Below are 18,366 nucleotides of genomic sequence, written 5' to 3'. Positions count from 1 at the left end.
GGGCCTGCGGGTTCAGGCGCCCGAGCGGATCAAGTGATCGAAGGCCGACAGCGACGCTTTCGATCCCTCGCCCATCGCGATGACGATCTGCTTGTAAGGAACGGTCGTCACGTCGCCCGCGGCAAAGATGCCGGGCTGGCTCGTGGCGCCGCGCGCGTCGACCTCGATCTCGCCGCGATCGCTGAGTGCCACGGCATCGCCGAGCCATTCGGTGTTGGGGATCAGGCCGATCTGGACGAATATGCCTTCGAGCTCGACGAGATGCTCCTCGTCCCTGTTGCGGTCGCGATAACGCAGTCCCACCACCTTCTCGCCATTGCCAAGCACTTCGGTGGTGAGCGCCGAGGTGATGACCGTGACGTTGGGCAGGCTGCCCAGCTTCGTCTGAAGCACGGCGTCGGCGCGAAGCTGGCTGTCGAACTCGATCAAGGTCACATGCGCAACGAGCCCGGCAAGGTCGATCGCCGCCTCGACGCCCGAATTGCCGCCGCCGATCACCGCCACGCGCTTGCCCTTGAACAGCGGCCCGTCGCAGTGCGGGCAATAGGCGACGCCCTTGTTGCGATATTCGGCCTCGCCGGGGACGCCCATCTGGCGCCAGCGTGCGCCGGTCGACAGGATCACCGTCTTGCCCTTCACGCTCGCACCGCTCTTTAGCTTCACTTCGTGCAAGCCGTTCGCGCCGCCGGGGATCAGCGCGGCGGCTTCCTGCACGTTCATGACGTCGACGTCATAATCCTTCACATGCGCTTCCAGTTGCGCAGCGAGCTTCGGGCCTTCGGTGTGCTGGACCGAGACGAAATTCTCGATCCCGAGGGTGTCGAGCACCTGCCCGCCAAAGCGTTCGGCGACGATGCCGGTGCGGATGCCCTTGCGCGCCGCGTAAATCGCCGCCGCAGCGCCGCCGGGTCCGCCGCCGACGACAAGCACGTCGAACGGCTCCTTCGCGGCGATCTTTTCGGCCGCACGCGCCACTGCCCCGGTGTCGAGCTTGGCGACGACCTGCGCAAGGTCCATGCGGCCCTGACCGAAAGGTTCGCCGTTGAGGAAGACGGCGGGCACCGCCATTACCTGACGGCGCTCGACCTCGTCCTGAAACAGTGCCCCATCGATCGCGGTGTGACGGATGTTCGGATTGAGCGCCGCCATGATGTTGAGCGCCTGCACGACGTCGGGGCAGTTCTGGCACGACAGCGAAAAGAAGGTCTCGAAGGTGAAGTCGCCTTCCAATGCGCGCACCGCATCGAGCAGTTCGGTATCTTCCTTCGGCGGATGGCCGCCGACGTGGAGCAGCGCGAGGATCAGCGAGGTGAATTCATGCCCCATCGGCAGGCCGGCGAACACGGCTTCGGCCTTCCCCGCATCGCCGCGGATCGCGAAGGACGGCTTGCGCGCATCGTCGCCGTCGAAGCGCGCGGTGACGAGGTCAGACTGCGCCGCGACTTCCTCCACAAGGCTGCGCATCTCGGCCGACTTGGGCGACGCTTCGAGGCTCGCGACGAGCTCGATCGGGCGGCGGAGGTTGCCGAGATAGGATTTGAGCTGGGCGGTCGTGTTGGCGTCGAGCATCGGCATGGGGAGAGCCTTTCGGACAGGAGCAAGGGTTCGCCGCGGAGAGCGGCGCCCGGCGTTATTGGTTTTTTCCGGAATGCGAGGACCGGGCGAGCGCCGCTCGCCCGGTCCTGCCAATCGGTCGGTTTAGATCTTGCCGACGAGTTCGATCGAGGGAGCGAGCGTTTCGGCGCCTTCTTCCCACTTCGCCGGGCACACCTGGCCGGGGTTGGCGCGGACATAGACCGCGGCCTTGATCTTGCGGACGAGTTCCTCGGCATTGCGGCCGACGCCCTCGCTGGTGATTTCCATCACCTGGATCACGCCGTCGGGATCGACGACGAAGGTCGCGCGGTCGGCAAGGCCCGAATCTTCACGCAGCACGCCGAAATTGTTGGCGAGGACGTGGTTCTGGTCGCCGAGCATGTGATAGTTGATCTTGCCGATCGCCGGCGAGCTGTCGTGCCACGCCTTGTGGCTGAAATGCGTGTCGGTCGATACCGAATAGACTTCGACGCCGAGGCCCTGGAGCGTTTCATACTGGTCGGCGAGGTCTTCGAGTTCGGTCGGGCAGACGAAGGTGAAGTCGGCCGGATAGAAGAAGAAAACCGCCCACTTGCCCTTGGTGTCGGCGTCGGTCACGGGGACGAACTTGCCCTGATGGTACGAGGTGGCGTTGAACGGCTTGATCGAGCTTCCGATGATACCCATGGGAGAGTGTTTCCTTTATTTGCTGCACTGCAAAATGATTTGCAGGGCGCCAGCTATGCCGACTGGCACGCGCACTCAACCCCAATTTTCCGGGCACACTTATCGGCTGAATCGATTAAAAGCCGATATTCGCGCAAAACGGCGATTACCGGCAAATATCCTTCGCGCCAGCGAGAAGGTCGATTACCTCGGCGTCGAAATCATCGGGCGCGCCCGGGGTGATCTTGCGGAAACGACGCGCGCAATAGGCTGCGCGGGGACCAAGGTCGGGAACGTCGCGGAACTTCAGCGCGGTTCCTGACGTCCCGCCCACCAGGTCGGGCATGTCGCTCCACACGGTTCGCACCGTGAAAACGGCGCCCGGGCGAACCTCGGGCGGGTAACGCTCGTGCCGGCTGATGCACAGCGCCAGGTCATCCACTCGCCAATCGTCTGTCATTATCGACCCTCCCGAAGCATTCACCAGGGTGGCCCGGCCAAGGCTACCATAGAATCGGGCGGCACGCGACGGCATTTGGCCGCTGGCAAAGTCATGGCGCGCTGACTAGAGGCAGACGGTGTTCGGACGGGCAACGGAGCGCCATATGACCCCCACCGCAAAGATCCTTCTCCTCGGCTCGGGCGAGCTCGGCCGCGAGTTCGTCATTTCGGCGAAACGCCTCGGCTGCCATGTCGTCGCGTGCGACAGCTATGCCGGTGCGCCGGCGATGCAGGTTGCCGACGAATATGAGGTCTTCTCGATGCTCGACGGCGATGCGCTCCGCGCCGCGATCGAAAAGCACCGCCCCGATCATGTCGTGCCCGAGGTCGAGGCGATCCGCACCGAAATCCTCGCCGAAGTCGAAGCCGAGGGCTTCCATGTCGTCCCCTCGGCGCGCGCGGCGCAGCTGACGATGAACCGCGACGCGATCCGCGACCTCGCGGCGAGCGAGCTCGGACTCGCCACATCGACCTTCGAATATGCCGAGACGCGTGAGGAATTGCGGGCCGCGGCCGGGCGGATCGGCTTCCCCCTCGTCGTAAAACCCGTGATGTCCTCGTCGGGCAAGGGGCAGAGCACGGTGAAAGACGCCGCCGCGATCGACGCCGCGTGGGACTATGCCGCCGCCGGGATGCGCGGCGACCGGCTGCGCGTAATCGCCGAGGCATTCATCGATTTCGATTACGAGATCACGCTGCTGACCGTCCGGCACAAGGGCGGCGTCAGCTTCTGCCCGCCGATCGGCCACCGGCAGGAGCGCGGCGACTATCGCGAAAGCTGGCAACCCGCTGCGATGTCGGATGCGGCGCTCGATAGTGCTCAGCAGATGGCGACCAAGGTCGTCGATGCGCTCGGCGGCCATGGCATTTTCGGGGTCGAATTTTTCGTGAAGGGCGACGCGGTCATCTTCTCCGAACTCAGCCCGCGCCCGCACGACACGGGCATGGTCACGCTGATCTCGCAAGCCCTGTCGGAGTTCGACCTGCACGCGCGGGCGATCCTGGGCCTGCCGATCACCGCGATCGAGGTTCCGCACGCGAGCGCGAGCGCGGTGCTGCTCGCCGACCGCGACGCGAGCGATTTCGCGATCACCGGCCTTGCCGACGCGCTGGCGCAGCCCAATGCCGAAACCGCGGTCGATGCCCGCATCTTCGGCAAGCCCTTCACGCGGCCGTATCGCCGGATGGGCGTCGCGCTCGCGAGGGTCACGGGCGGCACTACCGACGAAGCACGCGCTGCGGCAGTCGCGGCGGCGGCGACGCTTCGCATCGACTATCGATGACCGTCGCGGCCCGCCGTCTCGGCCCCGGCGACATCGCCGCGATGCGCGACCTCAACGCGCTCTATGCCGATGCGTTCGAGGACGCCGAAACCTATCGCCGCGAAACGCCCGATGACGCGTGGCTCGCACGCCAGCTCGGCAAGGATGCCGTCATCCTGCTCGTCGCCGAGACGGGGGACCGCATCGTCGGCGGCCTCACCGCCTATGAACTGCCTAAGCTGGAGGCGGCGCGCAGCGAAATCTATCTCTACGACCTTGCGGTCGCTCCGCATTTCCGCCGCTGCGGCATTGCGACGATGCTGATCGAGGAGCTGCAACATATCGCCGCCGACACCGGCGCCTGGGCCGTGTTCGTGCAGGCCGATTATGCCGACCCGCCCGCGATCGCTCTCTATACCAAGCTGGGCGTCCGCGAAGAGGTGCTCCATTTCGACCTACCGCCCAAGGCGCGATGTTAGCGGGAAGAAACCGGGAACATCGCGCTAGGCCGCCCCGCCCGCCGCTGCTACACCCCGCGCCATGTCCGAGAAGAATCACCTCTATCTGGTCGATGGCTCCAGCTACATCTTCCGCGCCTACCACCGCCTGCCGCCGCTGACGAACCCGAAGGGCGTGCCGGTCGGCGCGGTCTATGGCTACACGACAATGCTGTGGAAGCTCGCCAAGGATTTGCACGACGCCGACGGGCCGACGCACCTTGCCGTCATCCTCGACCATTCGAGCCAGTCGTTCCGCAACGAGATTTACGATCAGTACAAGGCGAACCGGCCCGAGCCGCCCGAGGATCTGCGCCCGCAGTTTCCGCTGATCCGCGATGCCACGCGCGCCTTCTCGTTGCCGTGTATCGAGATGGAGGGTTTCGAGGCCGACGACCTGATCGCCTCCTACGCCGAGGCCGCGGTGCGCGAAGGCTGGGACGTCACGATCGTGTCGTCGGACAAGGACCTGATGCAATTGATCCGCGAGCCCGAAGGCGGCCCGCATGTCGACATGCTCGACACGATGAAAAATGTCCGCCTGGGGCTGGAAGCGGTGAACGAGAAGTTCGGCGTCACACCCGATCTCGTCGGCGACGTGCTCGCGCTGATGGGCGACAGCGTCGACAATGTTCCGGGCGTGCGCGGGGTTGGGCCGAAGACCGCGACCAAGCTCATCCAGGAATATGGCGACCTGACCGCCGCGCTCGACGGCGCCGAAACGATGAAGGCGTCGAAGCTGCGCGACAATTTGATCGAGCATCGCGCCATGGCCGAACTCTCGCGCGTTCTGGTCGACCTGAAGCGCGACTGTCCGCTGCCCGATGCGCTGGACGACTTGAAACTCGGTGCGATCCCGCCGTTGCCGCTGAAAAATTTCCTCGACGAGCATGGCTTCCGCTCGCTCTCGGCCAAGCTCGACCTCGGTGGCACGCCGGGTGGCCCGCCGACCCTGCCGCGCGCGAGCGCCGCGCCGGCGGCATCCGCCGCCGGCCCCTCGACCCCCACGCTGCCGCCGATACCGCCGATCGACCGCGCGCTCTACGAGACGGTGACGACGATCGAAGCGCTCGACCGCTGGATCGAGGAAGCACGCGCCGCACATGTCGTGGCAGTCGATACCGAAACCGCAAGCCTCGACAGCGTCACCGGCACACTCGTCGGGGTCAGCCTGGCGACCGGGCCCGGACGCGCCTGCTATATTCCGCTCGGCCATGGCGGCAGCGACATGTTCGCCGAAAAGCCCGAGCAGGTGCCGCTCGCCGATGCGATCGGCCGCCTTCATGCGCTCTTTTCCGACGAAGCGGTGCTGAAGGTCGGGCACAACCTCAAATATGACATCGGCGTGCTCGCGCAGCACGGCGTCACCATCGCCCCCTATGACGATACGCTGGTGATGAGCTTCGCGCTCGACGCGGGCAAGCACCAGCACGGGCTCGACGAGCTGGCCAAGATGCACCTCGACCATGTCTGCATCTCTTTCAAGGAAGTGTGCGGGACGGGCAAGTCGCAGATCAGCTTTGCCGAGGTCCCGCTCGACCGCGCGACCCAATATGCCGCCGAGGATGCCGAGGTCGCCTGGCGCCTGTGGAAGCTGCTGAAGTTGCGCCTGCCGATCGAGGGCGGGACGCGCGTCTATGAAATGGTCGACCGCCCCTTGGCGGCGATCGTGGAGGGCATGGAGCGCGCCGGTATCATGGTCGACCGCGATTATCTCGCGCGGCTGTCGGGCGAGTTCGCGAACGACATGCTGCGCATGGAAGGCGAGATCCACGCCGAGGCCGGCCAGCCTTTCGCGATCGGCAGCCCCAAGCAGCTCGGCGAAATCCTGTTCGACAAAATGGGCCTGAAGGGCGGACGCAAGGGCAAGTCGGGCGACTGGTCGACCGACCAGAGCGAACTCGAGCGACTGGAACGCGACGGCGTCCCCATCGCGCGCAAGATATTGGAGTGGCGCCAGCTCGCAAAACTCAAGTCGACCTATACCGACGCTTTGCAGCAGCAGATCAACGCGAAGACGGGTCGCGTCCACACCAGCTACAGTCTTGTCGGCGCGCAGACGGGGCGGCTGTCGTCGACCGACCCCAATTTGCAGAACATCCCGATCCGAACCGAGACCGGCCGCCGGATCCGCGATGCCTTCATCGCCGCGCCCGGCCATGTCCTGATCGCCGCCGACTACAGCCAGATCGAGCTTCGGCTCGCCGCGCATATGGCCGACGTGCCCGAGCTCAAGCGGGCCTTCGCCGAAGGACAGGATATTCACGCCGCGACCGCGATCGAGCTGTTCGGCGAGGTCAACCGCGATACGCGCGGCAAGGCAAAGACGGTCAATTTCTCGATCCTCTATGGCATTTCGCGCTGGGGCCTCGCCGGCCGGCTCGAGATCACCCCCGACGAGGCGCAGGCGCTGATCGCGCGTTATTTCGAGCGCTTTCCGGGCATTTCGGACTATATCACCGACACGCTCGAAAGCGTCCGCGCGAAGGGCTATACCGAGACATTGTTCGGCCGGAAAACCTGGTTCCCGCGCATCAAGGCGGCGAACCAGAACGAGCGTGCGGGCAGCGAGCGCGCCGCCATCAACGCGCCGATCCAGGGCACCAGCGCCGACCTGATCAAACGCGCGATGGCGCGGATGCCCAAGGCTCTGGAGGATGCGGGCCTGTCCGACATCCGCATGCTGCTGCAGGTTCACGACGAACTGGTGTTCGAAGCGCCCGAGGACAAGGCTGAAGCCGCGGGCATCGTAATCCGCGCGATCATGTCGGGCGCCGCCGAACCCGCACTCAAGCTGACGGTTCCACTGGAAGTCGAAATCGGCACGGGCAAGAGCTGGGGCGAAGCGCATTGATCGCCGCGCTGCTGTTCGTCGCGGCGCTCGCCGCCGATCCCGCCCCCGCGCCGCCGGAAACCGCGACGGCGGTGCCTGCGCGCCAGTCGTCGATCGCCGACGCCGACCTGCGCGAATTCGCCGCGATCGCGGGGCGCAAGGTTGCCGGGCGGCCGGTCGAGGGGCCCTACGCGACCGCCGACAAGGTGCTGCTCATCCGGCGCGACGACAAGGGCTATCCCGTCGTCGCCGCAAGCATCGGCTTCCCCTCGCGCCAGTCGCTTCCGGCACCGCCCGCCGGCACACTCGTCGTCGTCCGGTTGCATCAGCGTTCCGAAACCGTCGTTCCCGGACCGACCGCGGACGATCTTGCCTTTGTGAAGGCGAACCGGCTGCCGCTGTTCGTGATTGGCGAATGGGCTCGCCCGGCGCCGATGTGGGAGGTGGCGTGGGTCGACGAAGCGGTCCGCTTCCGCACGATCGGCGAGGTCGGCGAAATCGGTCCCTGGCGGGACTGACCGGCCGAGGCACGCGCCGCATCGACGGGGCGACCCTTTCGCGCGCACGACTTTGGTTCTATGACGGCTCGATGACATGCGGCCGTCATTTTTGTGACGGCCCGAACAAAGGGTCCACATGAGCAAGTTCGAACCCGTCGCCAAGGCGCCGGTCCGCATCCAGCAGAATATCCTCGCGCGCAGCGAGCGCCGCCTGCTCAACTGGCTTTGCGCGCGCCTGCCCGCATGGGTTACGCCCGATCAGCTTACCACATTGGGGTTCGTGGGCGCGGTGCTCGTTGCGGCGGGTTACTGGCTCAGCTGGTTTGACAGCGAATGGCTCGGCCTGTCGCTCGCGGGTTATATCGTCAACTGGTTCGGCGATTCGCTCGACGGCAGCCTCGCGCGCTGGCGCGGCATCGAGCGGCCCAATTACGGCTATTTCGTCGACCACAGCGTCGATGCGATCGCGACGCTGCTGATGATCAGCGCGATCGGGATGAGCCCTTACATGCGACTCGACGTCGCGCTGATGGGCGTGATCGGTTATTTCCTGCTGTCGATCCACACCTTTATTTCGGCGAAGATCCTCGGCGAATTCCGCCTGTCCTACATGGCGGGCGGGCCGACCGAACTGCGCCTGATGCTGATGGCAATGACCGCGCTGATGCCCATCGTCGGGGGCCGCGACATCCCGGGCACCAATTTCTCGCCCTTCGACCTGTTCGCGCTTATCGTCGCGAGCATCCTCGTAACGCTGTTCATCGTCCAGACGTCGGCAACGGCGCGGATGCTCCGCCGCCGCGGCGGCTAGGGCGGCCTAGGGCCGCACCCGCGCCTGCGCATAGGTGCCGAGCAGGCGCAGCGACTTGGTCTGGAAATCCAGCTCCTCGAGCGCGCGGTCGATCCGTTCGTCGCCCGGCGCACCGACGATATCGGCATAAAATTGCGTCGCCGCAAAGCTGCCGCCGGTCTGATAGCTTTCGAGCTTGGTCATGTTGACGCCGTTGGTCGCAAAGCCGCCGAGCGCCTTGTATAGCGCGGCGGGGATATTCTTCACCTCGAACATGAAGGTCGTCATCACCGGCCCTTCGATCGCCGAAAAATCGAGCAGCGGTTCACGCGCGAGCACAACGAAGCGCGTCATATTATGGTCGGCATCCTCCATGCCGGTGCCGTGGAGCGTCAGGCCATAAAGATCCGCCGCGTGCGGCGGCGCGAGCGCGGCGAGGCCGACTTCGTCGCTGTCGGCGACCCACGCCGCCGCGCCCGCGGTGTCGCTGTGCGCGACGGGCGCGATATTGTTGGCGCGCAGCCAGTGGCGGCATTGCCCGAGTGCCTGTTCGTGGCTCATCGCGCGCGTCACCGGCCCCAGGTCGCGGCTCATCAGGCCATACCGGATCGGCAGGAAATGCTCGCCGACGATCGACAGGCCCGATTCGGGGAGCAGGAAATGGATATCGGCGACGCGGCCGTGCAGACTGTTCTCGATCGGGATGATCGCGCGGTCGACGCGGCCTTCGCGCACGGCGTCAATCGCGTCCTCGAACGCATAGCAGGGCATCGGTAGCGAGTTGGGATCATATTCGCGCGCGGCAAGGTCGCTGTTCGCGCCGGGAGCGCCCTGAAACGCCAGCCCGCGCGCGGGCTCGGCGAGCGCCATCGCCCGCATTTCGTCGACCAGATGCTGCGCCGAAGCCGAATAGCTGCCCATCGATTGCCTTCCCAGGGTGGAGCCGCGGCGCATAGCCTTCCCGCCTGCCGCGCGCAACCGGACCTTCGGCCTTCGGCTCTTCGGGCGATTTCATCCCCTTGCGCCGCCGTCGCCGCACCATTAAGGGAGCCTCCAAATCAAAGATGCGTCCGGCAAGCGGGCGCCAGCTAACGGGGCTGCTAGAGCATGGACGATCGCAACAATACTATTGCCGGCTGGGTACTGTTCGCCGGCATTTGCGCGCTGGGCCTGACGATCGGGTCGCAGATGCTGTTCGCCAGCCATGCCCCCGAAAAGCCCGGTTATCCGATCGAAGACGCCGAAGCCGGCGCCGGTGGTGGCGAATCGGCCGTGCCGCTCCCCAATCTCCTCGCCGCCGCCGACCCGGCAAAGGGCGAAGCGGTATTCGCGAAATGCGCTGCGTGCCACACGGTCAATTCGGGCGGCGCCAACGGCATCGGCCCGAATCTGTGGGGCGCTCTCGGCAAGCCTCACGGCCATGTTCCGGGCTTCGATTATTCGGCCGCGCTCAAGGGCGTTCCAGGTAATTGGGACTTCGCTGGCATGGACGAATGGCTGAAGAGTCCGCGCAAATATGCCCCGGGCACCAAGATGTCGTTCGCGGGCCTCAGCAGCCCCGAAGATCGCGCCAACCTGATCGTCTATCTGAACAGCCAGGGGTCGAACCTGCCGCTGCCCGCCGCCGAAGCCGCACCTGCGGCGGAGGAAGCGGGCGCCGCTCCGGCGGAAGGCGAAGCCGCGGCCCCGGCGAGCGAAGGCGCGGCAGCTCCGGCCGCGGACGCCGCAGCCCCTGCCCCGGCCGAAGCCAAGAAATAATGCGGCTCGCGCCCGTCCTGCTGGCGGGCGCCTTGGCGCTTGCCGGTTGCGGCAAGAGCGAGCCCCCCGCCGACAACGCCCCGGGCGGTGAAGCGGCGGTCGAAACCCCTGCCGTTGCGCCGACGGCGGCGATGGGCGAGCAGGTCTTCCGGCGCTGCGTCGCTTGCCACACGGCCGAACAGGGTGGATCCAACGGCATCGGCCCCAATCTGCACGGCGTCGTCGATGCTGCGGTGGCCTCGAAGCCCGATTTTTCCTATTCGGGAGCGATGAAGGCAAAGGGCGGCGTTTGGGACGAGGCCGCCCTCGACGCCTATCTGAAAGCGCCGATGAAGGATGTGCCGGGCACGCGCATGGCCTTTGCCGGCGTGATCGATCCCACCGATCGCAAGGCGCTGATCCTGTATCTGGAAGAACAGTCGAAATAAGCCGCGCCCGCGAGAGCGACGGCCGTCAATGATCGTCGATGTTCGCGTAGAAGTCCGTAACGATCTTCCACGCCTCATCCGCCGTCTCGACAAACTGGAAGAGATCGAGGTCGCGCGCACTGACCACGCCCTCCTCGACCAGCGCCTCGAAATTGACGACGCGCTGCCAGAACTCCTTGCCGAACAGCACGATCGGGATCGGCTTGATCTTGCCGGTCTGGATCAGCGTCAACAGCTCGAACATCTCGTCGAACGTGCCGAAGCCGCCCGGAAAGACGCAGACCGCGCGCGCGCGAAGCAGGAAGTGCATCTTGCGCAGCGCGAAATAGTGGAACTGGAAGCTCAATGACGGTGTAACGAAGCGGTTCGGCGCCTGCTCGTGCGGCAGCACGATGTTGAGCCCGATCGATTCGCGGCCCTCGTCGTCGGCGCCGCGATTTGCCGCCTCCATGATCGACGGCCCGCCGCCCGAACATACGACGAAATGCCGGCAGCCCTTGTCGTCGCACGGATATTGGCTTGCGAGCCGGGCGAGCGAGCGCGCCTCGTCATAATATTTCGCCTTCGCCTTCAGCCGGCGCGCGATGTTGCGCGTGGCGTCATCGGTCGCCGCGGCCTCGAGCGCGTCGGCCTGCGACGGTTCGGGAATGCGCGCCGAGCCATAGACGACGAGCGTCGATTCGATCCCCGCTTCATCGAGCAGCAACTCGGGCTTGAGCAACTCCAGCTGGAAACGGACGGGACGCAGATCCTCGCGCAACAGGAAATCATTGTCCTGAAACGCGAGCTTGTACGCGGGGTCCGCCGTCTGCGGGGTGGTGGTCGCCTGCTTGGCGAACTGCGCGTCGTCCTTGGCCTTGTGGAAACGCGAACGATGGGGTTGTTTATCTTCTGCCATTAGCGAGCGGCTAGCCGCTTCGCGTGACTTTGCCAAGTCAGCGGCAACAGGTCCCCTTCCCCGTCATTGCAAGGAGCCGCAGGCGACGCGGCAATCTCCTGCGCGCGGGACAGCGCGAGACCGATGGCTGGAGATTGCTTCGCTCGCGCAATGCGCGAGTTGATCCTGATCGCCTGCAAGGCAGTCGAAGGGCCCGCAATGGACGTCGCTAACGGCAGTAGCCGTTGCCGCTCATGTCGAAATGGAAATGATTATAGTGGGCGGCGTTATAGTCGGGGCCGAGTACGGTGCCGAAGCGGCGGCAGCCCGATTTGTGCAGCGCGCGGAGGAAATCCTGCGACGACCGGTCGCCCGTCCACCCGCCGTCGAGCATGATGCGGCGCCCGTCGGCGAGCACAAATCCCGAAACATCGATCGCGTTCGAATAGGCGTGCTGCGACAGGCGGCCCGAACGGCCCCCGTAGATGTTACGGCAGCTATAGGTTCCGAAGGTCTCGATCTTCACGACCTCGGTCCCGAAATATTTCCGTGCGGCGGGCTTCACCGCATATTGCGCCCAGGCCGCAAAATTGCGGGCGAGCGGACAGGTCATCGCGCCGAGCCCCGACACCGGCACGCCGACGTCGAGCAGCTTGATCGAGTCGATCGAGGTACAGCCGCCGCCATGGTCCTGGTTCGGAAGCGGCGTGAAGCGCACGCCGGCCTGTTTGAGGTCGAAGGCGCATTGCTGGGCTTCGGCGCTGGTGAAGGAGGGAGAGCCTATCACTTGCGGGCGGTTCGGCTTGCTTGCCGACGTCCGCTTCCCGCCACCGTTCTTCATCGCCTCGGGCGCCCCGAAACAGGCGGAAAGCGCCAGCGCCACGGTGGCTGCGATCAGGATCCGGGGCTTCAAGAAGGTCGGGATCGGCATGGCGTCAAATTGCCGACGAAATGGTTAACAAGCTGTATACCTTTTCATCGGCTCGTCGAAAATTTCGCGCGGCCCGTGCAATTTGTTTGACAGTTGCGCCCCCGCCCCTAAACGCGGCGCCGGGCCACGCGGTCCCAACGCCGCGCGAGCTCTCTGCAAGGAGAGACTATGATGAGTGAAGTGACGACGCCACAAGTGCGCCCTGCGCGCCCATATTTTTCTTCCGGACCCTGCGCCAAGCCGCCGGTCTGGGACGCCTCCAAAATCGCAACCGAATCACTGGGCCGCTCGCACCGCGCCAAGATCGGGAAGACGCGCCTCGCCTATTGCATCGACTTGATGCGCGAGATGCTGCAGCTCCCCGACACGCACCGCATCGGCATTGTCCCCGGCTCTGACACCGGCGCATTCGAGATGGCGATGTGGACGATGCTCGGCGCCAAGCCGGTGACGACACTCGCGTGGGAAAGCTTCGGCGAGGGCTGGGTCACCGATGCTGCGAAGCAGCTCAAGCTCGACCCGACCGTCATTCGCGCCGATTACGGCCAGCTCCCCGACCTGACCGAGGTCGACTGGTCGAACGACGTGCTCTTCACCTGGAACGGCACCACTTCGGGCGTCCGCGTCCCGAACGGCGACTGGATCGCCGACGACCGCGAAGGGCTGAGCTTTGCCGACGCGACCAGCGCGGTGTTCGCTTACCATCTCCCGTGGGACAAGATCGACGTCGCGACCTTCAGCTGGCAGAAAGTGCTCGGCGGCGAAGGTGGCCATGGCGTGCTGATCCTTGGGCCGCGCGCGGTCGAACGTCTTGAGAATTACACCCCAGCATGGCCGCTGCCGAAGGTTTTCCGCCTCGTCAGCAAGGGTGCGCTTGCCGAGGGCGTGTTCAAGGGCGAGACAATCAACACCCCGTCGATGCTCGCGGTCGAGGATGCGATCTTCGCGCTCGAATGGGCGAAGTCGCTGGGCGGTCTCGACGGTCTGAAAGCCCGCAGCGACGCGAACGCCGCGGCGCTCGACAAGATCGTTTCGGAACGCGAGTGGCTGAGCCACCTCGCCGCCGATCCCGCCAGCCGCTCGAAGACCTCGGTCTGCCTGTCGGTCGCAGGCGCCGACGCGGATTTCATCAAGAAGTTCGCTGGCCTGCTCGAAGCCGAAGGCGCGGCCTATGACATCGCGGGATATCGCGACGCGCCGCCGGGCCTTCGCATCTGGTGCGGCGCGACCGTCGACACTGCCGATATCGAAGCGCTCGGTCCGTGGCTCGACTGGACCTACGCCGAACTCCGCAAATAATTTCCATCGTCATTCCCGCGAAAGCGGGAACCCAGTGCTGCCGTCGCCAACGCTGGAACTGGGTCCCCGCTTTCGCGGGGATGACGAGAGTAGAGGAATAGTGACATGACCGCTCCCAAAGTTCTGATTTCCGACAAGATGGACCCCAAAGCCGCCGCGATCTTCAAGGAGCGCGGCATCGACGTCGACGTCATCACCGGCAAGACCAAGGACGAGCTGATCGCGATGATCGGCGACTATGACGGCCTCGCGATCCGCTCGGCCACCAAGGTCACCGCCGACGTGCTCGCCGCCGCGACGAACCTGAAGGTCGTCGGCCGCGCCGGGATCGGCGTCGACAATGTCGACATTCCCGAGGCGTCGAAGAAGGGCGTCATCGTGATGAACACGCCCTTCGGCAACAGCATCACCACAGCCGAACATGCCATCGCGATGATGTTCGCGCTCGCCCGCCAGATTCCCGAAGCCAACGCCGGGACGCAGGCGGGCAAATGGCCGAAGAACGACTTCATGGGCGTCGAGCTGACCTCGAAGACGCTCGGCCTGATCGGCTGCGGCAATATCGGCAGCATCGTCGCCGAACGCGCGCTGGGCCTGCGCATGAAGGTCGTGGCGTTCGACCCCTTCCTGACCCCCGAGCGCGCGATCGAACTCGGCGTCGAGAAAGCCGATCTCGACACCTTGCTCGCCAAGGCCGATTTCATCACCCTGCACACCCCGCTGACCGACCAGACGCGCAACATCCTTTCGGCCGAAAATATCGCCAAGGCGAAGAAGGGCGTGCGGATCATCAACTGCGCGCGCGGCGGGCTGATCGACGAAGCGGCACTCAAGGACGCGCTGGAGTCGGGCCATGTCGCCGGCGCGGCGCTCGACGTCTTCGCGCAGGAGCCGCCGGCGGCCGACCACCCGCTGTTCAGCGCCCCCAACTTCATCTGCACCCCGCACCTCGGCGCATCGACCGACGAAGCGCAGGTCAATGTCGCGATCCAGGTCGCTGAACAGATTTCGGATTACCTGCTGACCGGCGGCATCACCAACGCGCTCAACGTCCCCAGCCTGTCGGCCGAGGAAGCGCCGAAGCTGCGCCCCTATATGAGCCTCGCCGAAAAGCTCGGCAGCCTTGTCGGCCAGCTCGCCCACGACAATCTGACGACGATCTCGGTCGAGGTCGAGGGCGCCGCCGCCGAACTCAACCTCAAGCCGATCACCGCTGCGGTGCTCACCGGCTTGATGCGCCGCTATTCGGACAGCGTGAACATGGTCAACGCGCCGCACCTCGCGCGCGAACGCGGGCTCGACGTGCGCGAAGTTCGCCATGATCGCGACGGCGATTATCACACGCTCGTCCGCGTCACCGTCGCCACCGAAGCGGGCGACCGCTCGGTCGCGGGCACCCTGTTCAGCAACGGCGACCCGCGCCTTGTCGAGATGTTCGGGATCAAGGTCGAGGCCGACCTCGACGGCCACATGCTCTATATCGTCAACGAGGACGCGCCCGGCTTCATCGGCCGCATCGGCACCGCGCTCGGCGAAGCGGGGCTCAACATCGGCACCTTCCACCTCGGCCGCCGTGGCGCTGGCGGCGAAGCGGTGCTGTTGCTCAGCCTTGACTCGCCGATGCCCGAACCGCTTCTGTGGCAGCTCTGCCAGCTCCCCGGCGTGAAGACGGTGAAGGGTTTGAAGTTCTAAATCCGCCTTTCAATCCCCGTTCGTGTCGAGCGAAGTCGAGACACTCATCGTCGGTGTATGCCTTTGCGGCATCTCGACTTCGCTCGATGCGAACGGAATTCAGGATTGTTGACTCTCTTCGACCATCCTAAGGCCGCACGCATGACCAAGGCCCCTGCCCTGCTGCCCGAAGGCTTGCGTGACCGCCTCCCCCAACAGGCGGAAGCCGCGTCGCGCGTCACCCGCGCGCTTGTCGATGCCATGCGCGCGCATGGCTATGGCCGCGTTGCACCGCCGCTCGCCGAATTCCGCGAGACGCTCGGCGGCGATGACGAGCGCTCGACGCGCGACCTGCTGCGCTTCACCGATCCGGTGTCGCAGCGCACCCTCGCGCTGCGCCCCGACATCACGCGGCAGGTTGGCCGCATCGCGACCTCGCTGCTCGCCAAGGCGCCCCGCCCGCTGCGCCTCTGCTACGCCGGACAGGTCGTGAAGCTGCGCGCCAGCCAGCTCCGTCCCGCACGCGAGATGCTGCAGGTCGGCGCCGAACTGATCGGCAGCGACAGCGTCGCCGCGGCGCGCGAGATCGTCAGCGTCGCGATCGACGCGCTCGAAGCCGCAGGCATCGGCCCCGTCACGATCGACTTCACCCTGCCCGACGTCGTCGACCTGCTCGCGAACGGCCCCCTTCCGGTGGATGCCGATATCCAGCAGCTCCGCGATGAGCTCGACGCCAAGGACGCTGGCGCGCTGACCCGGCTCGGCGCCGAGGCCTATCTGCCTTTGCTCCGCGCGACCGGCCCCTTCGATCAGGCTATCGCCGACCTGCGTGCCTTCGACATATCGGGTGCGTTGACCGATCGTATCGCCGCGCTCGAAGCGATCGCCGCGCCCATCCGCGACCGCGTCACGCTGACTCTCGACCCCACCGAACGCCACGGCTTCGCGTATCAGAGCTGGTTCGGCTTCCAGATCTTCGTTCCCGGCCAGGGCGACGCAGTCGGACGCGGCGGCGCCTATGCGATCCCGGTGGGCGAACAGGAAGAATCGGCGATCGGCTTCTCGCTCTATCCCGATCCGCTGATCGACGCGGGGCTTGGCGCCGAAAACGACGCCGACCGCCGCATCTTCCTTCCGCTCGGCCACGATCTCGCGCTCGCTGCCAGCCTGCGCGCCGACGACTGGCAGACGGTGGCGGCGCTGTCCGAAACCGACGACGCCCGCGCGCTCGGCTGCGGGTGGCGCCTCGGCCCCGACGGGCCGGTCGAAGTCTAAAAGTCGGAACGTCCGAAGCGCGGGATGCCCTGGTTGACGCCGGGCGGATCGAGCACGGTCAAGTCGAGTTCGACCGCTTTGCCGATCCAGTGCGCCAGCGTCGTATGGTCGGCAAGATCGTCAGCGGTGAGCGGATGAACGAGCGCGCGGAGCCCCGTCGTCTCGATCGCCGCAATCACTGCCGGCGCGGTCTTAGCCAGAAAATGCACCTCATATTGTGCGATCGGATGCGGCCCTGCGGCGCCGTCGGTCAGATCGCCAACGAACAGAATGGCGGGATCTTCACCGAAATCGTCGCGCAGCGCGACGGCGGCGGGCCGCTCGGCTGGATCATAATAGATATGAGCGTGATAGGGAGCGTCGGGGTTGGTCATGGCTTTTCCTCTTGGCTCCGCTCTAATTCGTTCGTCATTGCGAGCGTAGCGAAGCAATCCAGAACGGCCTTACTCTGCTCTGGATTGCTTCGCTACGCTCGCAATGACGATGGCTATTTTCCAAACACCCGCTTCAACCACGCATCGACCGTTGCCGTCGGCGCATAAGCCGGATCGCCGAGACTGCGGTTGATTTCGGCATGGCCCTTTAGCCCTTCGCCGGGAAAGCTGCCGTGCTCGACGCGGCTGCCTCCGGTTTCAAGAGCTGCGCCCAAGGCTTTGGCCTGCCGCACGCCATCGGGACGCTGCACATAGAGCAGCAGGAAGTCCCGCGCATTGGGCGCTGCGGCTTGCTGCGTCGGCGACACCCCTTTTTGCCGCGCCGGATCGGTCCCGAACGCCTGCACATAGGTTTTCTGCATGATCGGCGGACCATCTTTCATCTGCGCCGCCACATCATAGGCCGCCCCGTCGATCGGGATCACACCGGATATGTCGGCAAAGGACAGGCCCGCGCCCTTCAGATAGCGTTCGTCGGTGCCGACCAGCGCGACGAGATGCGCGCCCGCGCTATGCCCCATCAGCACGATGCGCCGCCGGTCGATGCCGAGCATGTTCGCGCGATCGACCAGTGCCTTGACCGCCGCGGTGACATCGGCCGCCTGCTGCTCGACCGTCGCGGCGGGGACGAGGCGATAGTTGATCGAGGCGAAGGCATATCCCTGTGCGGGATAATGCTGCGCCTTGAACCGCCCGGTCGCATTGTCCTTGTCGCCGCGCTTCCATCCACCCCCGTGGACGAAGACGACCAGCGGCGCGGCGCCGCTGTCCCCCGTGGCATGCCAGACGTCGAGCGTCTGAAGCGGGTCGCGGCCATAGGAAATGGTCTCGCCGCCCGGCACTTTCGGCCCGACGTCGGCGCCGATCCCTTGGGCAAGCCGCTCGCGCACCCGTTCGCGCATCGTCTCGCGTGCATCGGCGAAGGGTCCGGGCACCATGATGCTCGCCACCGCAAAGGCGGCAACGCCCGCATATCCGATCCAGTTTCGCTGCGTCATCGATTGTCTCCCTTGTCCCGGCGGGCGCCCTTCTGAGCCGGATTTGTCGCAAAAACTTGCCACCATGCCTT

The 18,366-nt window shown here is 65.6% G+C and carries 18 protein-coding genes; 10 read left to right on the top strand and 8 right to left on the bottom strand.

The window, feature by feature from the left end; all coding sequences use genetic code 11:
• Window positions 1-12 precede the first annotated feature (12 nt).
• The 3 genes from ahpF to HDC29_RS05130 all read right to left on the bottom strand — a co-directional run bounded on the left by ahpF (window position 13) and on the right by HDC29_RS05130 (window position 2,701).
• Window positions 13-1,569 (bottom strand): alkyl hydroperoxide reductase subunit F, encoded by a 1,557-nt coding sequence (gene ahpF / locus HDC29_RS05140; protein WP_179497259.1) that lies wholly within the window; start codon window positions 1,567-1,569, stop codon window positions 13-15.
• A gap of 129 nt (window positions 1,570-1,698) precedes the next feature.
• A complete protein-coding gene (gene ahpC / locus HDC29_RS05135; RefSeq protein ID WP_179495058.1) occupies window positions 1,699-2,262 on the bottom strand; it encodes an alkyl hydroperoxide reductase subunit C in 564 nt (187 codons plus the stop codon).
• A 145-nt stretch (window positions 2,263-2,407) separates the two neighbouring features.
• Window positions 2,408-2,701: a hypothetical protein gene (locus HDC29_RS05130; RefSeq protein ID WP_179495056.1), complete on the bottom strand. Its 294-nt coding sequence runs from the start codon at window positions 2,699-2,701 to the stop codon at window positions 2,408-2,410.
• A gap of 145 nt (window positions 2,702-2,846) precedes the next feature.
• On the opposite strand from HDC29_RS05130, the gene purT reads away from it, so the two are divergent.
• The 5 genes from purT (at window position 2,847) to HDC29_RS05105 (ending at window position 8,645) form a co-directional block, all read left to right on the top strand.
• Window positions 2,847-4,025 (top strand): formate-dependent phosphoribosylglycinamide formyltransferase, encoded by a 1,179-nt coding sequence (gene purT / locus HDC29_RS05125; protein ID WP_179495054.1) that lies wholly within the window; start codon window positions 2,847-2,849, stop codon window positions 4,023-4,025.
• A complete protein-coding gene (locus tag HDC29_RS05120; protein WP_179495052.1) occupies window positions 4,022-4,483 on the top strand; it encodes an AAC(3)-I family aminoglycoside N-acetyltransferase in 462 nt (153 codons plus the stop codon). The genes purT and HDC29_RS05120 overlap by 4 nt, the downstream gene beginning before the upstream one ends.
• A 61-nt stretch (window positions 4,484-4,544) precedes the next feature.
• Window positions 4,545-7,355 carry a DNA polymerase I gene (gene polA, locus HDC29_RS05115; RefSeq protein ID WP_179495050.1) on the top strand — a complete coding sequence of 937 codons (2,811 nt, stop codon included), beginning with the start codon at window positions 4,545-4,547 and terminating at the stop codon, window positions 7,353-7,355.
• Window positions 7,352-7,852 carry a hypothetical protein gene (locus HDC29_RS05110; RefSeq protein WP_179495048.1) on the top strand — a complete coding sequence of 167 codons (501 nt, stop codon included), beginning with the start codon at window positions 7,352-7,354 and terminating at the stop codon, window positions 7,850-7,852. The genes polA and HDC29_RS05110 overlap by 4 nt, the downstream gene beginning before the upstream one ends.
• Before the next feature lie 118 nt (window positions 7,853-7,970).
• Entirely contained in the window at window positions 7,971-8,645 is a 675-nt protein-coding gene (locus HDC29_RS05105) for a CDP-alcohol phosphatidyltransferase family protein (protein ID WP_179495046.1), read from the top strand.
• 6 nt (window positions 8,646-8,651) lie between these two features.
• On the opposite strand, the gene HDC29_RS05100 is transcribed toward HDC29_RS05105, so the two are convergent.
• A complete protein-coding gene (locus HDC29_RS05100) occupies window positions 8,652-9,545 on the bottom strand; it encodes a prephenate dehydratase (RefSeq protein ID WP_179495044.1) in 894 nt (297 codons plus the stop codon).
• 186 nt (window positions 9,546-9,731) lie between these two features.
• Here HDC29_RS05100 and HDC29_RS05095 point away from each other — a divergent pair, with 186 nt between their 5' ends.
• Together HDC29_RS05095 and HDC29_RS05090 are read left to right on the top strand one after the other, a co-directional pair.
• Complete coding sequence (locus HDC29_RS05095; protein ID WP_179495042.1) at window positions 9,732-10,382, top strand: cytochrome c family protein; 651 nt, start codon at window positions 9,732-9,734, stop codon at window positions 10,380-10,382.
• On the top strand, window positions 10,382-10,810 hold the full coding sequence (locus tag HDC29_RS05090) for a cytochrome c family protein (protein ID WP_179495040.1): 429 nt from the start codon (window positions 10,382-10,384) through the stop codon (window positions 10,808-10,810). The genes HDC29_RS05095 and HDC29_RS05090 overlap by 1 nt, the downstream gene beginning before the upstream one ends.
• A gap of 25 nt (window positions 10,811-10,835) precedes the next feature.
• Here the strand turns inward: HDC29_RS05090 and HDC29_RS05085 are convergent, their stop codons facing one another.
• On the bottom strand, window positions 10,836-11,708 hold the full coding sequence (locus tag HDC29_RS05085; RefSeq protein ID WP_179495038.1) for an LOG family protein: 873 nt from the start codon (window positions 11,706-11,708) through the stop codon (window positions 10,836-10,838).
• Between the two features lie 208 nt (window positions 11,709-11,916).
• On the bottom strand, window positions 11,917-12,618 hold the full coding sequence (locus HDC29_RS05080) for an extensin family protein (RefSeq protein ID WP_179495036.1): 702 nt from the start codon (window positions 12,616-12,618) through the stop codon (window positions 11,917-11,919).
• A gap of 168 nt (window positions 12,619-12,786) precedes the next feature.
• Between HDC29_RS05080 and HDC29_RS05075 the strand changes: the two genes are divergently transcribed.
• The 3 genes from HDC29_RS05075 to HDC29_RS05065 all read left to right on the top strand — a co-directional run bounded on the left by HDC29_RS05075 (window position 12,787) and on the right by HDC29_RS05065 (window position 16,863).
• Window positions 12,787-13,917 (top strand): phosphoserine transaminase, encoded by a 1,131-nt coding sequence (locus HDC29_RS05075; RefSeq protein WP_373562757.1) that lies wholly within the window; start codon window positions 12,787-12,789, stop codon window positions 13,915-13,917.
• Between the two features lie 105 nt (window positions 13,918-14,022).
• Entirely contained in the window at window positions 14,023-15,609 is a 1,587-nt protein-coding gene (gene serA / locus HDC29_RS05070; RefSeq protein ID WP_179495034.1) for a phosphoglycerate dehydrogenase, read from the top strand.
• 141 nt (window positions 15,610-15,750) lie between these two features.
• On the top strand, window positions 15,751-16,863 hold the full coding sequence (locus HDC29_RS05065) for an ATP phosphoribosyltransferase regulatory subunit (protein WP_179495032.1): 1,113 nt from the start codon (window positions 15,751-15,753) through the stop codon (window positions 16,861-16,863).
• Here HDC29_RS05065 and HDC29_RS05060 read toward each other — a convergent pair.
• Window positions 16,860-17,237: a DOPA 4,5-dioxygenase family protein gene (locus tag HDC29_RS05060; protein WP_179495030.1), complete on the bottom strand. Its 378-nt coding sequence runs from the start codon at window positions 17,235-17,237 to the stop codon at window positions 16,860-16,862. The two genes, HDC29_RS05065 and HDC29_RS05060, sit on opposite strands and share 4 nt — an antisense overlap.
• A 113-nt stretch (window positions 17,238-17,350) precedes the next feature.
• Window positions 17,351-18,295, bottom strand: coding sequence for an alpha/beta hydrolase (locus HDC29_RS05055; protein WP_179495028.1), 945 nt, complete (start codon window positions 18,293-18,295; stop codon window positions 17,351-17,353).
• Window positions 18,296-18,366 lie beyond the last annotated feature (71 nt).

The sequence above is a fragment of the Sphingopyxis sp. JAI108 genome (assembly GCF_013410105.1).
Taxonomy (GTDB): Bacteria; Pseudomonadota; Alphaproteobacteria; order Sphingomonadales; family Sphingomonadaceae; genus Sphingopyxis; species Sphingopyxis chilensis.
This window is presented reverse-complemented; position numbering and strand designations above follow the sequence as displayed.

What these genes read in the sequence shown, in the direction of transcription:
- ahpF (WP_179497259.1), bottom strand. Translation starts at nt 1,569, where the DNA reads ATGCTCGACGCCAACACGACCGCCCAGCTCAAATCCTATCTCGGCAAC.
- HDC29_RS05090 (WP_179495040.1), top strand. Translation starts at nt 10,382, where the DNA reads ATGCGGCTCGCGCCCGTCCTGCTGGCGGGCGCCTTGGCGCTTGCCGGT.
- HDC29_RS05075 (WP_373562757.1), top strand. Translation starts at nt 12,787, where the DNA reads ATGATGAGTGAAGTGACGACGCCACAAGTGCGCCCTGCGCGCCCATAT.
- HDC29_RS05095 (WP_179495042.1), top strand. Translation starts at nt 9,732, where the DNA reads ATGGACGATCGCAACAATACTATTGCCGGCTGGGTACTGTTCGCCGGC.
- polA (WP_179495050.1), top strand. Translation starts at nt 4,545, where the DNA reads ATGTCCGAGAAGAATCACCTCTATCTGGTCGATGGCTCCAGCTACATC.
- HDC29_RS05065 (WP_179495032.1), top strand. Translation starts at nt 15,751, where the DNA reads ATGACCAAGGCCCCTGCCCTGCTGCCCGAAGGCTTGCGTGACCGCCTC.
- HDC29_RS05060 (WP_179495030.1), bottom strand. Translation starts at nt 17,237, where the DNA reads ATGACCAACCCCGACGCTCCCTATCACGCTCATATCTATTATGATCCA.
- purT (WP_179495054.1), top strand. Translation starts at nt 2,847, where the DNA reads ATGACCCCCACCGCAAAGATCCTTCTCCTCGGCTCGGGCGAGCTCGGC.
- HDC29_RS05120 (WP_179495052.1), top strand. Translation starts at nt 4,022, where the DNA reads ATGACCGTCGCGGCCCGCCGTCTCGGCCCCGGCGACATCGCCGCGATG.
- serA (WP_179495034.1), top strand. Translation starts at nt 14,023, where the DNA reads ATGACCGCTCCCAAAGTTCTGATTTCCGACAAGATGGACCCCAAAGCC.
- HDC29_RS05105 (WP_179495046.1), top strand. Translation starts at nt 7,971, where the DNA reads ATGAGCAAGTTCGAACCCGTCGCCAAGGCGCCGGTCCGCATCCAGCAG.
- ahpC (WP_179495058.1), bottom strand. Translation starts at nt 2,262, where the DNA reads ATGGGTATCATCGGAAGCTCGATCAAGCCGTTCAACGCCACCTCGTAC.
- HDC29_RS05080 (WP_179495036.1), bottom strand. Translation starts at nt 12,618, where the DNA reads ATGCCGATCCCGACCTTCTTGAAGCCCCGGATCCTGATCGCAGCCACC.
- HDC29_RS05130 (WP_179495056.1), bottom strand. Translation starts at nt 2,701, where the DNA reads ATGACAGACGATTGGCGAGTGGATGACCTGGCGCTGTGCATCAGCCGG.
- HDC29_RS05100 (WP_179495044.1), bottom strand. Translation starts at nt 9,545, where the DNA reads ATGGGCAGCTATTCGGCTTCGGCGCAGCATCTGGTCGACGAAATGCGG.
- HDC29_RS05055 (WP_179495028.1), bottom strand. Translation starts at nt 18,295, where the DNA reads ATGACGCAGCGAAACTGGATCGGATATGCGGGCGTTGCCGCCTTTGCG.
- HDC29_RS05085 (WP_179495038.1), bottom strand. Translation starts at nt 11,708, where the DNA reads ATGGCAGAAGATAAACAACCCCATCGTTCGCGTTTCCACAAGGCCAAG.